Source organism: Deltaproteobacteria bacterium, from assembly GCA_016235345.1.
Taxonomy (GTDB): domain Bacteria; phylum Desulfobacterota; class Desulfobacteria; order Desulfobacterales; family Desulfatibacillaceae; genus JACRLG01.
Map to the genome: position 1 here is coordinate 151118 of JACRLG010000002.1, position 15072 is coordinate 166189.

Here is a 15072-nt window from a genome sequence, read left to right on the forward strand (position 1 = left end):
TACCCCGGAGCCAAGGAGTTTCCGTCACCCCGGCGTAGGCCGGGGTCCAGAGAAGGTGCAGGAGGCAAAAGACTGGATTCCGGCTTTCGCCGGAATGACGGCAGGGGAGGCCCCGGCCCCTTCATCGTGGACGACGGATTCAGGCCGCCCGCAGATAAAATTTGGGGGAAATCAATTGACAACAAAATTCTTGTAATATAAATATGACACCATAACCATATGCATTAACCTAAAAAGGGAGAAACAATCATGCCTAGATCAAAATTACTAAAAGTCGGTATTTTAAACATCACGACCCACCCTCATTCACCTAAAAAATATATAGAATTATTTGATGATATATTCGAGCTATCTAAAATTGAAAAAATCAGGGGCTCAGACTATGGTATGCTTTATTCTTTAACGCGTGAAAAATTCGGAGAATCTTCGATTTTACATGGCACTATTTGTAGGTTTTTAAATATTGACCCAAATGAACCATGGTTTGATACAAAAAAAGTAAAAAAGCTTGATCCAAAAGATGGAACTTTTGTTGTCCCAATTCCAGAAAATTTGAAGCCTAATCGGAGAGATATTGTGTATATTTTTTTCGTTGATAAGCACCGTTTGTTTATTGATACCGATAATATTTCAATTAGGGATGCTATGGTGCTAATAACTAGATTATGTGCTAATAAACAAATTCGTAAGAAATATGGTGAAGTTGTAGTTAATATAGAATCAACAAAAGAGGCTATTGATAACATTTTGAAATTGAAATCTATTAGGAAGTTAGAAATTTATTTCGCAAAACCCAATCCAGACGACCTCGCCGAAGTTGAAAAGAAAATAATGAAAAGACTTAACAAACAGAATGTAAAAAAAATTGATGAAAAGTTAATTACAGATGACGAGGCGGGTATAAAACCTGATGATGAGACACAAGCTTTAATGTATATGGCTAGGTCTAATGGTAAAGTAATTGCCACTAGCCGCGAAGATAGCCAAACAATGGTAATTTCAACAAAAGAACATCCTTTAATCGAAACAGAGTTTTATCATCCCGAAAGAGATACTGTATTTTTAGCAATGAAACGAGTGATAGGGGCGTACTTGAGAAGAAAAGGATAGTTTAATGCAGTTATTGAGCATCATTAGGGAAACATATAAAAATTTCTTTGAGATTGTTGCGCGGTATTGGCGTTTCTATGGTGGTGTGCAATCATTTATTTCTTCAACTTATTTGCATCTTTCTATCATTTTAGGAGTGATATTCCATCCTCCTTGGAACAAGGACGCAATATGGTATAATGTAAGTTTAGCAATTCTCCCCAATATGATAGGTTTCACATTAGGTGGCTATGCAATACTTTTTGCATTTGGTGATAAAGAATTTTTTAAATTATTTAAAGCCGACAAAGATGACAATAACGGACCTTCACCATACTTACAATTGCATGGAACATTTATTCATTTTATAGTTATTCAAATCATCTCATTGCTATTTGCATTATTATCAATGACGATAAGTATTCAAGATGGACTGATATCATGGATAGGTTTTATACTATTAATATATTCAATATTGTTAGCGTTAGCTGCAGTGTTTGCTATTTTACGATTAGCTAGCTTGTTTGATATATGGAATCAAAATAATGATGATAAAGAATAAATTAGTCCCGTAGGTTGCCGCCCACTGCCGCCTAATCCCCAATGAGCTTGTTCTTCACTATGGCGCTGCCTTTTACGACGTTCTGGGCCAGGAATAGGGAGGCGTCCCGGAAGTCCAGCATGGGGCTGGGAAGGCCGAAAAGACGCGGGACCTTCACGAAGAGGTCGCGCGCGCCCACGGGGCAGCCCTTCACCCGGTGGATGGATTTGGCCTCGAGTTTTCCCGTCACCCGCGTGCAGTCGCCGATGAGAAGCACCGGCCCGTCCGGCATTATTACGTCGCCCCGGAAGACCCCTGTTACTATCGCGCCCTTTTTCGCCGCCAAAAGGGACCCCGGCCTGCGCTTTTCAATGGTCCCCAGGCAGCCTTTCAAGGCCCCCTCGCAGCCGCCGTCGCAGATTATGTCGCTATCCTTGGCAAAGCCCGCGAAAAACCTGATGGGCGTCTCAAGCTCGCTCAAAACCTGGAAGAGGCGCGGCTTGCCCTTGGGTTTGGCCCGGAGTACCGAAATGTCCGCGTCGCCCGTTATCTCGATTTCGGATAAGTCTATGGTGCCGAAACCACGGTCGGCGGCGATTTGAAGATGCTTCACGTCCCTGGGGTCGTAGCCCATGATATGTGCCGCCACGGCGTCCAGGGCCAGGGGGTCCCGGCTGATAAGGAGCGCCCCAAGCCGCACCGGGTAGGGGGCGGACTCGAAGCCGTAGGTGATGTCTATGGCGTCCGCAACGATGAGGTCGGGATAGCCGGGTTCCAGAAGGTCCACGATTTTTTCGTGGATGCGCCAGTCGTGATAGAGCATCCTCTCCCTGTGGCTTAAAATTCCGATGTTGAGCTTTAAGGAGCAGGTTATGGACGCGAAAATGTGGAATTTCAACTTCGGGAGCCAGATTTTGCAGTCAGCCTCCACCATTCGGCGCGAGAGCAGGACCTCCTTGTGGCAGGAGGCGCGTTTGAGATTCACCTTGATAAGCTCGTGCTCGTTGAGATCGATGACCTCGGCCCCGACCTTTTTCCCGAGGTCGAAGTAGCCCGCCTCCTTCAGAAAAAGCCTTGAGGGAATGCCGTAGCCGCCGGACTCCCCTATGGTGAGGCGCGCGGGCTTGCTCTCATTGACGAGCGAAGCCACGGCCTCCACAACCTTCGGGTTGGTGTAGGAGTCGTGGATGTAGCCCTTGTTGGCGGAAACCACGTTGGGCTTGATGAAGACCTTCCCGGCGAAATTGAAGCCGCCGCCAAGCTCATCAAGGGACTGCCGCACGATTTCGCGGATTGCGTCTGCATCATATTCCGGGCAGGAGCGGATTATCACCTTGGATTTTATCATGGTTCCCACCTTTCAATACCTGTATCAGTCCATTGAAAAAGGCTCGACATGAAGCCTGGATAAAAACGATGAAGCGCAAGGAACGCGAGCGGCGCGGGGAGGAATAATACTTTTTCGTATATGACGACCCGCGCCGCGACACAGCGATTCGCGTTTTTAGACGGGCTGTATCAGTCGGTCAGGACGCCTTCTCCCCGCCTTCGGGCATTATGGGAAGCATGACGGTGAAGGTGGTGCCCTCGCCGGGCTTGCCCGAAACCTTGATGTCGCCGCCGTGGTCCCGGATGAAGCCGTAGCACACCGAAAGCCCAAGACCCACGCCCTTTATGGACTCCTTGGTGGTGAAGAATGCCTCGAAAATCTTGTCCCGGTGCTCATCCTTGATGCCGGTTCCGGTGTCGGAGACCTCCACGCACACAAAGCCGTCCGCCGAAAAGGTGCGGAAGGAGAGAACCCCGCCTTCGGGCATGGCGTCGCGGGCGTTGGTTATCATGTTGAGAAAGACCTGCCGGAGCTGGTTGCGGCTGGCGAAAACCTTGGGAAGGCCCTCCTCGAAGGATATCGCCACCTTTACGCTGTATTCAGAAAGCTGCTTGCCGTAAAGGAGCAGGATTTCATCCAGGATGACGTTCAAGTCGGTTTCGCACCTCTCCTCCTGGTCGGGCTTGGAGAAAATCAGCATCTTCCTTAGCATGTCGGTTAGGCGCACGGTTTCCGAGAGGGCCATTTCAAGGATTTTCCGCCGCCTGCTGGTGGGGGGTATCTCGGTCTTGAGAAGCTCTAAGGTGTTCATTATGCCGTAGAGGGGGTTGTTGAGCTCGTGGGCTATCTGGGAGGTGAGCCTGCCCATTGCGGCGAGCTTTTCGGACTGGAGAAGCTGCTCCTGGATGCGGCGGAGCTTGTGCTCCATTTTCATGCGTTCGCCAAGGTCCACCATTATGCCCACGGTGGCCACCTCCCGGCCTTCCTCGCTGTAGATGATGGCGGCGGAGAGGTTGGCGTCGAGGTCCCTGCCGTCTTTCGTGCGGGCCAGCAGGTGGTAGGAGCGCAGAACGCCCTTGCCGCCGTGGTCCGGGGATCGCAGCATCTTCATGACCTCTTTCGCCATGCCTTCGGGATAGACCTTCACTATGTTCATCTTCCCGATCACGTCCTCCGCCTTGTAGCCTAAAAGCTCCTCCGCCCCGCCGTTCCATATCAGGATGTCGCCCTTCATGTCAGCCGCCATTATGGCGTTGGGAGAGCTCTGGATGAGCTTTCCCATGAAGATGGTGGCCTTCCTGAGTTCGCGCTCCATGCGCTTCTGCTGGGTGCGGTCGGTGATGATGCCCTCGTAGCCAACCACCTTTCCCTCTGCGTCGCGCACAACGTGGCTGGTGAGAAGAACGCTGATGGGGCTGCCGTCCTTTTTGCGGAACACCACCTCGTGGTCCAGGACCGAGCCCTCACGCTCGATGCGCTCCTGGAAGGCCTTTCGGTCCTCCGGCCTCTGGTAGAGGTCCTTCAGGATGTCCATTGCCAGGAACTCTTCCTTGTCCTCGTAGCCCAGCATGGTGAGAAGGGCGCGGTTGGCGTCGGCGAACCGGCCCTCACGGGTGGACAGAAAGACCCCGCAGCCCACGTGCTCGAAAAGGCTCTTGAATGACTCCTCGGTGGTCTTGAGCTTCCGTTCATGGGCCCGGCTGGTGGTGACGTCCCGATAAACCGTGAGCTTGGAAAAGCTGTGGTCTGCGTTTTTGAGGGGAAACTCGGTCACCTCGTAGACCTTGCCCACCTTGGGCACAAGGATTTCCTGGCGGCTGGTTTCGCCCTGCCAGACCTTCTCGCCCGCGCACCAGGGGCAGGGCTCCGAGTATCCGTGGATCACCGCGTGGCACTTTTTGCCCACGCCGAAACCGAAGGTCTCGATCATGGCCTTGTTCATGAACTCTATGACGTAATCGCCATTTATTATGTAGATGCCGTCTTCCAGGGCGTCCAGCACGGCCTTCAAATTCATGCTTTCGGTTTCGCTCATGGATCTTCCCCCCCGCTTCAGAACAGAAGCTCGAAAAACCGTGACATCTCCATCTTTCCCTTGTGGAGTCCCTGCTGGGCCGAAAGCTGATCGGCGCTTATCTCGCGGGTCAACCTTTCCTGAAAGCTCATAAAGGCCGAAATCCGGCTCCGGCAGAAATCCGTGTCGTTTATGAAAACGAGGTTTTCCGATTCCACGTAGCAGGAGCGCACCGAAAGGTTGAAGGAGCCTATGGCGCAGAGGGAATCGTCGAACAGGAACTCCTTGTTGTGCATGTAGGGCTGGGGCTCCTCCGGATTGGGGCTGCCGACCACCTCGAAGACCCTTACTCCGGCTTCAAGCAGGGGCGCAAGGTACTTGATGGTGAGATAGTACCCGGCGGAGAAGCTCACCTCCTGGCCGGTGTTCTGGGAATTGGTGATGATGCGCACGTCCACCCCCCGCCGGGCAGCGTCCATCAGGGCGTCCTTTATTATGCAGTCCGGGAGGATCACGAACTGGGAAAAGGCGAAGATGCTCATGGTGGCGGCCTCTATGGAATGGACCATGGCCGTGGTCGTCCCGTACTTGCGCTCCCAGGGGCGGCTGTTGACGAAAAGGGCCGACACCCCGCCCTGGCCTTCGGTCCACTCGGCGATGGCCTCTGGAAGCCGCGTGTTGGGCGCGCTTGCCGCTATCTGAGCGAAACCCGAAAGAAAGCCCGCCTGGATCCGGCCCACGATGGGACCTGAAAGGGCGAGATCGAGATCGGTCCAATGGGTGAAATACTTGTCCTCAAGGTTGCGCCCGCCCACTATGGCGTACCTTCCGTCCACCACCAGGATTTTTTCGTGTACTGCGTAATCCAAGAGGGGCAGGGCCGGAAGCCCGCCCGGCCCCGCGCCGGAGGTGGATTTCAACTCATCAAGCTCAAGTTCGCCCTTTATCCTTCGGCTGGCGTCCTGGAGCTTCTGGAGCCAGTGGTCCTTTATGGGCCCGGTCACCGGGTCCTTGTCGTCATCCTCGTGAAGGGGGTTCCTGTTGAAGAAAAGGGCGGTTATGCCTCCCAGGCGCACCCGCCGCTTCTTCTCCCGCCTGCCCTTGGCGTTTCCCGAAGGTCGGCGCTCCTCTGATCCGTCCCGGCCAAGGTCGGAGAGGAACTGGTTGTACTTGAGCCGGAGAATGCTTACCGGGCTCAAGGGGAGTTGGGTGTCGGAATTCAGCACCATGTTCACGGAAACCCCCTCCTCCGCCTTGCGGATAAGGGTGTCCAGCATTCTTGCCCCTGACCCGCTTCCCCCAAGGGCGTAGGTCTGGAGATTGATCTGGCGGGCGGCCCCCTCGATGAGGGAAAACCTTAGATTCAGGGCGTCCGCGCCCCCGTCCAGAACCCGCACCGTGTTCCCGGAGGTGAAGTCCTCGCCTGTGAGGGCTTCCATCTGCCTTAAAAACTCCGGGCTCCCCACGGGGGGGGTGTCCTCGCGCCTTTTGTAGTCCACCGAAAAGGTGCCCATGCCACGCCCCCTGGCCCCGGTGGAGTCCTCGGCCACTATGGGTATGCGGTAGCGTCCGGGTTCCAGGTGAAGGGGAATTTCCATCTCCCCCGCGTAATCCCCCTCGCCGGAGCGGTCCAGGACGAAGCCGGGATCGGGCTTAATGGGCAGCCTGTCGAAAATGGAGGTGTGGCGGAGGTCCACCCACACGCTTCTGATGGAAGCGAAGTCATGGGAGGAAAACACCCGGCAGCGGACGCCCATCCGTGACGAGCCGTCGTTTTGCGCCGAATTGGGGGAAAAGGCTATGTTCTTCACTATTACCATGATTCTTGTAACCGGCCGATCAGTTGGGTTGGAAAAGCCCGGCGGGGAGGGTGAGGCTCCGGGCCTGGGCCTATTCAGCCTGGGTGGACGGGCGCTTTAGAGGAGACTCTCAGGGGTTTTTCGTTCGCCACTCGTATGATTCCTCGTGGAGAAATGATCGAAATGAGTCCGAGGGGACAACGTCGGCACCTCCAGGGGATCCGTACCGACTGCGCCCCTCGGACATGAGCCTTCGGTAAAGCCTGGCTCTTGGCTCAAACTGCGGGCTTTTCGCCAGTTCCTCCACAAGGGGGGACGCCTTCGTGAACCTGCCCTCCCATATATACAAAAGCGCCAAACTGTTTTTAAGGTCAAGGGAAAAGGGATTCTCCTGCGCCAGGTTTTCAAAAAGCGCCACGGATTCTCCGGCCCTGCCCGCCATGGCCAGGGCTTTGCCAGCAGACAGCACCCCGGAAGGCGTAGGACTCGTGTTCGTGAGAAGGACCCACAGGGTCATCAAGGCCAGAATCCCGCCGAATAAAGACATGAGCGCAGTTTTTCGGCCCCTTGCCCACAGCGGAAGGGCATCCGCCCCAAGGCCGGAAAAAGGGACCAGGGCGGGCAAAAGGAGCAGGCGGTAGCGGGAGTTGACGAAAAAAACCAAGAGTATCCCCGAAAGGCATAGAACCGCCAAGGCGAAGGGGACCGCACGGGTGCGGGCTTCCGGCTCGTTGAAGATTTTCCAGGCCCCGGCGAGACCTAATGGGAAAACCAGGAACCAGCCGGAGAAGAACAGATAAAGAACCGGCAAAAAAAGGCGGCGCTCGGCGTAAAGGTCGTAAATATCGAAGGTTTCCCTGGGGGAAACCATCAGAACCGCCTTTTTGCACAAAAGGGCCAGAAATTCCTCCGGTTCATTTCTCATGAAGGAAAATGCCCGCTTCCTGAATATCCTGTCCGCCTCAAAGGGGTCCTTCACCTTTTGACCGGTAATTTTAGAGGCATCCTTCACCATGTCCGAAAGGCGGTTTTCCATTCTGTCCTCATCGCTCACAACCCTGGAGTAGGTCCCGGCTGCTGCCGGGTTGTTGCCCTCCAGGAGGCTCAGGCCGGAGTAAGGAGGAAAGGGCGTGAACCTTCCCGTGTGAACCTTTGTGTAAAGGGCGAAGGGTAGAAGGGCCGCAATCATTGCGCAAATGGTCAAAAGGCCAGGGCGGAGCCTTGAGGCCGACCAGGGCCAAAGGGCCTTGAAAGCGATTATTGCCAGGGCCGGGAGAAAGAGCTGGGCCCGGCAAAGCACCATGATTCCGGCCAGAAGGCCCCAAAGCACGGCCATTTTCAAGGATCGCCCGGTCGCGGAACTGACGGCCAGAAAAAGAGCCAGGAAAAAAAAGCCCCAGGTGTCCGGGAGAAGTTTTAAGGACTGAAAGGCGAAGGGCGCATAGTAAAGCAAAAGAACAGCGGCCCAGCGGGCTGGATTTTTTCCGAAGGCTGTCAAAACCGTGCGGTAAACAAGAAAGACCGTCGCAAGGCAAAGGCCGGTCTGGAATACGTAGACGGGCCAGAAAACCGGGCCGAAAAGCCAAACCGAAACGCACAGGAAAAGCGGGTAAAAGGGGGCACCGAAAAACACGCCGGGGAGAGGCTTTCCCGCAAGAACCGTATCCGTGGCCACAAGCCAGTAATAACGCGAGTCCACCAGGGGGGCCGACGCGAAAGGCGAAGAGGAAAGATAGGTCAAGAGCAGAACAAGATGGAGGCCCACCCCGAAAAAAACCGCTGCGGGGAAAATCATACGGCCATGACCGGTTGAAAGACCCGCCTTCGACATGGCCCGCTACCCTTCTTGCAGTCCGTTGAAAAAGCCTGGATTTGATGAAGCCTGGATAAAAACGATGAAGCGCAACACAGCAGTTCGCGTTTTTATCCAGGCTTCTATTTCGGGTTCCGGCCCGATATCGACGCCAGCGCCTCCGAGCCGGTGATGACCCTCACGCCCTTTTTTCCCGCGTCGTACCAGGGAAGGTCCGCCTTGTCGTATTCACCGGCCTTGAACGCCCGGTCGTGGGGCTTTCTCCCGGTGATCTCCTCCAAAACCCCGGCGTCCAGAAGGTGAACGAAAATCCGGCTCCGGCCTTCCGCGTCCCAGTCCGATGCCCCGTAGGGGTCCTTGTAGATGTAACGGCGCAGGGCCCCGCCCGCGTCAAGGCCCATCTGGGCGGAATAGTAGGCGGCGGGCTCCCTCACCCGCCCCGCTCCGGGCCTTCTTGGCTTGGCTTCGCCGAAGCGCCGGGCAAAGGCCTCGGCCTTCAGGGGATACACGGCCAGCTGAATTCCACCGTGGAGAGCAAGGCCACCAAGGCGCTCCTCCAGGGTCCGGCCCTCTCCCAAAGGGCGGGCCACGAACTGCCTTGTCTCGCCCTTTTTGGTGCAATAGCCGCCGATGTCCGTCTGGGGCGGCGCAACCAGGTAATCCTGGACTCCGGCTGAAATCTCCTCGTTCCATTCCCCGCCGGAAAGGGCGTTCACCTTTCCCGTGGCCACCTTGACGGCAAAGGGCCAGGCCAAGTCCGAACAAGGCAGGGGCTGGGAGTAAAACTGTATGTTCACGGCCTCTTCTGGCCTTATGGGCAGCATGGCCCCCCCGTGGGCCTTCCAGGCTTCGGGCAGCCTTGCCGCGAAATCCTCCACATGGCAAAGGGGAAGCCTGCCGAAGGTTGGAGGCTGGGGGTGGTATCCGTCGTCTTCCGGGGTTCGCAGGGCCCGCGTGAAGCCCACAAGGAGCCTCGCTTCGGGATGCACCAGGGGGAAGCGGAAAAACAGGACGTCGCTGCCAAGCTCGACCATGGGTTCTCCAGGCTGAAAAAGCTGTAATATCTGTATGTTACCATACAAGACCAAGGCCCGTGGGCAAACCGGAAAGGCTTTGCGGCCCTGACTTTTTCGATATCCTGAAAATTACCTCAATTGGGCTTTATGGTCGAGAAAAATCTTCGCGGAAACAAGGGGCGAGCCGCCTGGAACCCCGGCGGAAGACAAACAAAGAGATGCGGATGAGGATGAGCACACCCGTTCCTCCTCCCGGACAGAGTTTTCTCCGGGCGACCGGGAGGATGAACGCGACGTGCAGCCGAATCTTTCGCGCCCGTCGTTGGATGCGAAAGAAGGCATTGGAAGGAGGCCCGTAAGGCGTCCTTTAATCGGAAAGCCACGCCCGGCGTGGCGCGCCTTCCGTTTTCAAGGATCGGGCGGGGCCGCGCGGGTCAGAAACCCGGCGCGTGGCCGGGTTTCACCACTTGCCGTCCCTTACTTCCCTTATGATGCTGACAACGGCGTGATCGGGCGCATCCTTCAATTCACGAAGAAGCTGGGCGAAAAGCCTGGGCCGCTTGCGGATCACTTCCTGAATCTCCTGGCCCACCTTGTTGGACATGGCCAGAAGCACATCCTTGTCCTCGCCGAGTTCCTCGGCCAGGGCTATGATCTTTTCCTCGGAAAGGGGCGCGCGCTCGCCGCGTTCCACCTTTGAGAGGTAGGAAGGCTCGATTCCTATGCGCATGGCCACCTGGCGCAGGGAATAGCTCCGGTCCTTAGCGTAAAGCGCCATTCTCTTGTCCCGTACGTATTGTCCTATGACGATTTCCATGGGATTTCCACCTTCTCCTGTTCTTGTTATGCACCATACGTGGAGCGCCGGGATTACAATTCGTTTTCGCGGCATCCACACCAAAAAACTCATTCGCCGGTAAGGTTCACCTTCCAGTGGCCTGACCAGTAAAGGATGCTCTTTTCAGCATCCCATGCTTTATAGTAATCATGACATATCACCCAATCAAATGCAAATAATTATTGTTAATGAGGGCTGTATGGTTTATCAATCAACTGCAACATAATAATTATGAAAAAAACGTAAACAACCCCTAAAAACCTCCATGGCACCACTACATGTATCCAAGGACATTTCGTACATCAACATGTAACCTGTACATCATTCATTATGGAGCTATTGAGTTTCAATATATTCAATTATATTCCTGCAATAATGATTATGGCTTTATAAACATATTATGTGAATCCGTTTGCAAAACATGAACGCCGTTCATCAATGCGTTGTCGCCATCTCTTTTGCTGCCTCTCCCGGCGCACAGGGAACAGTGGCCGGACCACCTGCCGAACTTTTCGTTTTACAATACCATCCAGCCAGTTACATTGCCTTCGGCCAACCGATAACTTTCCCGGCCAGGGGCCGCTCGAACAGAGCTCCCGGTTTTGAACGCTTGTCGGACATTCGGATTTGAAACCAGACATGAAACGCGGGGATCATTTCCCCCGAAAAACCTGAAAGGGGGCCGACAGTGTCTTGTGCGTCCGGGAGCGCGGGAGGAGAGACATGGCGAAAAAATGCACAAGACCGATCCCTTCCAATCGGGACCGGACGGAAGCTTACAGGCACTTTTTAACGATGTCTATAAAATTTTTTCAATTTGTCCGGATTCTGCGATAAAATCACCCGATTATCCGTTAATCGTTATGGAAAGCCTGCCCGAAAACGACGCCGTTTATTCAGTTTAAGCCGGTGCCGGGCTTGAGTGGAATGTCAAATTTCACGATACCCGTTTTTTGGGCGGAGTCCTTTTTCGGGACCGCCCAGGGTATGGCGGCCATAAAGATTGATTTGATCAGAGAAACCTTTTTACCCATTCCCTCTCAAACCTTCTTGCATCCTCATAAAGCGCAAAGCGCCTCTCCCGAACCCGGAATTCGGCGGTGTGCACCGACTTACGGCATCCCCTTGATATCGGTGGACACAGGGCGTGTAGCACTTCATGATAAACTATATATTCCACGAAATAATCCGGTATGTCAAGGCAGTCCAGAAGGGGATGAATACGGATCAGGTTGTGAAGCGCCGAATAGCTGCCGAATCGGATGGACCTGCTTCGGGTGCGCCCCCTGAACGCGGGTGCGCCTTCGTCCTTTTGCATCCTGCCCAAGGGGTCGTTTCCGAAGGTTATGGAAAGCCCGTCCACCATAAGGGAGTATTCGTCCATCACCTTGCGGAGAATCGCAAACAGGTCACGGTGGCGGCCCTTGGTGACATGGACCACGGTGCGTCGGCGGGGAACCGGCCTTGACGAAAGAGTCCCGAAAAGCTCCCCGTGCCTCTTCACAAAATCCGAAACGGCCTTTCGCGAGACTTGATCGGGCTTTCGGATGAAGTCCGCCAAGGCCGCGAAATCGCTCCCCGAGGCGGCCCTGAACGCGTGCTGGAGGCGCACCGTGAGGGCGCCTTCCCGGTTCTTCTTCACCCAGACCAGCTGGCGGCGGTTTTCCGTGAAAATGACCTCGCCCACCTGGGGCAGGGCCTTTTTCAATTTTTCCCGGAATACCTGTTCGGGTACAAGCCCTGTCGGCGGCTGATCCATTTTTATCGCCTTTGAGATTTCATCAGGCTATTACAGGGAGCGCAATTTATTTCCATTTTTCGTTTTCCCGAAAATGGCGGGGGAGGAAGACCGGGGCATTTCTTCCCTTTGCCGGATTTCCTAGAAAATGGAAAAGAACCATGCTCCGCTTAATAATCCCCGGCCTTTTGGGAAAGGAGCTTTACGAGCGCGCTTTCCACCTCGCCATCCAAAGGAAACCTCCCCAGGCTCCTTTTTGAAAACACCGGCGCGCTTTCGGCCATTACCTCGAAGTCGCCCGTCTGCCCGGTAAGGGTTTCGGTTGCGACCCCAAAGCGCTTTTCGATTTCCTCCGCGAGCCTGACCGCCCGCTCCCGGTAGCCTCAGCGACCGCAATAATATATGGTGACTTTCAAGGCTTTTCCTCCTTAAAGACGATGTTCCATTTTTTGGGACGCCACGCATGGGCGGCCTGTACGGCAAGCACCAGGCCCCAGGCCGAAAGGGGCCACATGAACCAGAATGATTCGGGCGAGGCCCCGGCGTCAACCGCCAGGAAAAAAACGTTGACCCAGACAAAAACCCAAGCGTGCCTCAAAACGCCGGCCTTGGCGGCTGCCCTCTCGCCTGCGGCGGCAAAGGCCTTTTCAAGATCAACGGGAATTTCGCCTGAAGCCATGTCGTTTCCTCCATCACAAGCGGGCCTTGGCTTACGGAAACCATTCATATCTCAAAAACCCGGCGGATACAAGAAAGAGACGGGCGGAAACAGGGCCACCGCATTTGAAAATACCGCCATGATTTTTGGGCTGGCGGCTCGGTCATGGGGGTTGCCGAATTTTTGCCGAGAGTCGGAGACGCCCTGCCGGACCTGGGATACGCAGATCAACAAAGGTGGGACTTGCTTCCTTGGGCGAGGCGATGACCGGGACGGTCCATATCCCGGCTGACGCGCCAAAAAGGTGGCGGATCTGTCGACCCGTGGACCCCGAATGGCTGCGCCCCCTCAAATCAAATATACGCCTATTGAACGGGCAAATCAACACCATGCGGCTTGGCATGAGCCTGCGGAGTTGAAAGAAAGCGCGATTTGGCCTATCATGGATCACCTTTTGATATACGCAGCCCGAAACCCGATTCCGCCGACCTCAAAACCATGATTGGAATAAAGAACTTGTCCCGCGCCCGGCACCTCAAAGCCGCTGTCATTCTGGCCATCCTGGTGGCCCTGGTTTACGGAAGGACTCTTACGCACGATTTCGTGAGCTACGACGACTCCGGCTACGTAAAGGAGAACCCCCGCGTGCTTGCTGGGCTTTCGTGGGAGGGCGTCAAATACGCCATAAGCTTCACCGAGGTGAGCTACTGGCAGCCCCTGCCCCTTTTGTCCCACATGGCCGACTGCTCCCTTTTCGGCCCGAACCCCGGCCTTCATCACATGATGAGCGCCCTATTCCACCTTGTTAACGCCTTTTTTCTCTACCTGGCCCTTGGAATGCTTACAGGCGGTTATTGGGGCAGGAGCCTTCTTGTGGCGGCCCTGTTCGCGGTTCATCCCTTAAACGTGGAATCGGTGGCCTGGATAGCCGAGAGGAAGAACCTCCTTTCCACCTTTTTCTGGCTCGCCGCCCTCATTTTTTACGCGGCTTACGCAAAACGCCCCTCCATTATAAGGTATTCGGGCGTTTTCACGGCCATGCTTCTGGGCCTTTTGTCCAAGCCCGCCGTGATAACACTCCCAGTGGTTCTTTTGATCCTGGATTGCTGGCCCCTGGGGCGCTATCCGGGCGGGCCGGGCCGGACGCGCAGGCTTTTAAAGCTCATCGCCGAGAAACTGCCCCTGATGGCGCTTTCCGCCGGAAGCGTCCTTTTGACCGTTCAAAGCACCAGAAAATCGGTTTTCGGCCTTTCGGTGGAAACGGACAGCGCACTTTTGATCAGGATTCAAAACGCTATAGTCTCCTCGGTCCGCTATATCGAAAACGCAATCTGGCCCGAAAACCTCGCCTTTTTCTATCCGTTCCCGTCAACCGTGCCGATTTCCCGGACACTTGCCTGCACGGCCATTCTTGCGGCCCTGGCCGCCTTATTCTGGGGCCTCAGGAAAAAGAGGCCGTATCTGCTGGCGGGATACGCCTGGTTCCTGGTGACGCTCTCCCCCATGTCAGGGCTCATCCAGTCGGGCATGTGGCCCGCCATGGCCGACCGCTTCGCCTACCTGCCCCTTATCGGCCTTTTTATGGCTGCGATGTGGCTTGGAGCAGACCTGGCGGGTTCCCGTCCCGGTGCCCGGAAGGCGGCGAGGTATGCCGGGGTGGCCGTGGTATGCGCTTTTTCGGCGGCGGCCTTTGTCCAGGCAGGGCACTGGAAAAACTCCAAGAGCCTCTACCTTCACGCCCTTGACGCCACCGGCGACAACTTCCTGGCCCACGTAAACCTTGGAGCGTTTTTTCTGGAGGAGAACGACAACGAAAAGGCCCTGTTTCATTCCAACCGGGCCTGGCTTCTGAACCCTTCCCTGGACGAGCCTGCGGTGAACACAGGGAATGCATGGAACAGGCTGGAAAACCCTGAAAACGCCATATTCTGGTACAGGAGGGCGCTTTCCATAAAACCCGACAGGGTGCGCACCCATCTGAATCTGGCCTCAACCCTCCTTGGCCTGAAACGGATCGACGAGGCGGAAAAGGAGCTTCTCGAAGCCCTCAGGCTCGCGCCTTCGGACCCTGAGGCGAATTCCGGCATGGAGCTCGTGAAGAAGGCTCGCGGGGATGCGTTTTCTGCAGATCAAAATATCCGGCAGGCCGCAAGGCCGGGCGGGGGGACGGAAAAAACCCCACAGGCCCGATGAAGGCCCGTGGGGAGCCGGAACTATCGGAACGCAAGGCGGCCTG

At 55.2% G+C, this 15072-nt stretch carries 12 protein-coding genes; 3 read left to right on the forward strand and 9 right to left on the reverse strand.

Annotation, left to right across the window (positions count from 1 at the left end; genetic code table 11):
• The first annotated feature begins 249 nt into the window (after positions 1-249).
• Both HZB23_01415 and HZB23_01420 read left to right on the forward strand, forming a co-directional pair.
• On the forward strand, positions 250-1110 hold the full coding sequence (locus HZB23_01415) for a DUF4747 family protein (GenBank protein MBI5843308.1): 861 nt from the start codon (positions 250-252) through the stop codon (positions 1108-1110).
• A 4-nt stretch (positions 1111-1114) separates the two neighbouring features.
• Positions 1115-1651, forward strand: a complete 537-nt coding sequence (locus HZB23_01420; GenBank protein ID MBI5843309.1) for a hypothetical protein — start codon at positions 1115-1117, stop codon at positions 1649-1651.
• A 31-nt stretch (positions 1652-1682) separates the two neighbouring features.
• Here the strand turns inward: HZB23_01420 and HZB23_01425 are convergent, their stop codons facing one another.
• The 9 genes from HZB23_01425 to HZB23_01465 all read right to left on the reverse strand — a co-directional run bounded on the left by HZB23_01425 (position 1683) and on the right by HZB23_01465 (position 12857).
• Complete coding sequence (locus HZB23_01425) at positions 1683-2978, reverse strand: DUF362 domain-containing protein (GenBank protein ID MBI5843310.1); 1296 nt, start codon at positions 2976-2978, stop codon at positions 1683-1685.
• Between the two features lie 178 nt (positions 2979-3156).
• A complete protein-coding gene (locus HZB23_01430) occupies positions 3157-4995 on the reverse strand; it encodes a PAS domain S-box protein (protein MBI5843311.1) in 1839 nt (612 codons plus the stop codon).
• Positions 4996-5012: 17 nt separating this feature from the next.
• On the reverse strand, positions 5013-6794 hold the full coding sequence (locus HZB23_01435; protein ID MBI5843312.1) for a phosphatidylserine/phosphatidylglycerophosphate/cardiolipin synthase family protein: 1782 nt from the start codon (positions 6792-6794) through the stop codon (positions 5013-5015).
• 109 nt (positions 6795-6903) lie between these two features.
• Positions 6904-8604, reverse strand: coding sequence for a glycosyltransferase family 39 protein (locus HZB23_01440; protein ID MBI5843313.1), 1701 nt, complete (start codon positions 8602-8604; stop codon positions 6904-6906).
• A gap of 104 nt (positions 8605-8708) precedes the next feature.
• The gene (locus HZB23_01445; protein ID MBI5843314.1) at positions 8709-9620 is read right to left on the reverse strand and encodes a hypothetical protein; all 912 of its coding nucleotides are present in this window, start codon (positions 9618-9620) and stop codon (positions 8709-8711) included.
• 442 nt (positions 9621-10062) lie between these two features.
• Complete coding sequence (locus HZB23_01450) at positions 10063-10419, reverse strand: helix-turn-helix domain-containing protein (protein MBI5843315.1); 357 nt, start codon at positions 10417-10419, stop codon at positions 10063-10065.
• A gap of 1033 nt (positions 10420-11452) precedes the next feature.
• Entirely contained in the window at positions 11453-12199 is a 747-nt protein-coding gene (locus HZB23_01455; protein MBI5843316.1) for a hypothetical protein, read from the reverse strand.
• Between the two features lie 149 nt (positions 12200-12348).
• A complete protein-coding gene (locus HZB23_01460) occupies positions 12349-12525 on the reverse strand; it encodes a hypothetical protein (GenBank protein ID MBI5843317.1) in 177 nt (58 codons plus the stop codon).
• Positions 12526-12590: 65 nt separating this feature from the next.
• The gene (locus HZB23_01465; GenBank protein MBI5843318.1) at positions 12591-12857 is read right to left on the reverse strand and encodes a 2TM domain-containing protein; all 267 of its coding nucleotides are present in this window, start codon (positions 12855-12857) and stop codon (positions 12591-12593) included.
• A 477-nt stretch (positions 12858-13334) separates the two neighbouring features.
• On the opposite strand from HZB23_01465, the gene HZB23_01470 reads away from it, so the two are divergent.
• On the forward strand, positions 13335-15029 hold the full coding sequence (locus HZB23_01470; protein ID MBI5843319.1) for a tetratricopeptide repeat protein: 1695 nt from the start codon (positions 13335-13337) through the stop codon (positions 15027-15029).
• Positions 15030-15072: the final 43 nt, after the last annotated feature.

Bases quoted from the DNA above. Each gene is read 5' to 3' on its own strand.
- HZB23_01415 (MBI5843308.1), top strand. From the start codon at position 250: ATGCCTAGATCAAAATTACTAAAAGTCGGTATTTTAAACATCACGACC.
- HZB23_01420 (MBI5843309.1), top strand. From the start codon at position 1,115: ATGCAGTTATTGAGCATCATTAGGGAAACATATAAAAATTTCTTTGAG.
- HZB23_01425 (MBI5843310.1), bottom strand. From the start codon at position 2,978: ATGATAAAATCCAAGGTGATAATCCGCTCCTGCCCGGAATATGATGCA.
- HZB23_01430 (MBI5843311.1), bottom strand. From the start codon at position 4,995: ATGAGCGAAACCGAAAGCATGAATTTGAAGGCCGTGCTGGACGCCCTG.
- HZB23_01435 (MBI5843312.1), bottom strand. From the start codon at position 6,794: ATGGTAATAGTGAAGAACATAGCCTTTTCCCCCAATTCGGCGCAAAAC.
- HZB23_01440 (MBI5843313.1), bottom strand. From the start codon at position 8,604: ATGTCGAAGGCGGGTCTTTCAACCGGTCATGGCCGTATGATTTTCCCC.
- HZB23_01445 (MBI5843314.1), bottom strand. From the start codon at position 9,620: ATGGTCGAGCTTGGCAGCGACGTCCTGTTTTTCCGCTTCCCCCTGGTG.
- HZB23_01450 (MBI5843315.1), bottom strand. From the start codon at position 10,419: ATGGAAATCGTCATAGGACAATACGTACGGGACAAGAGAATGGCGCTT.
- HZB23_01455 (MBI5843316.1), bottom strand. From the start codon at position 12,199: ATGGATCAGCCGCCGACAGGGCTTGTACCCGAACAGGTATTCCGGGAA.
- HZB23_01465 (MBI5843318.1), bottom strand. From the start codon at position 12,857: ATGGCTTCAGGCGAAATTCCCGTTGATCTTGAAAAGGCCTTTGCCGCC.
- HZB23_01470 (MBI5843319.1), top strand. From the start codon at position 13,335: ATGATTGGAATAAAGAACTTGTCCCGCGCCCGGCACCTCAAAGCCGCT.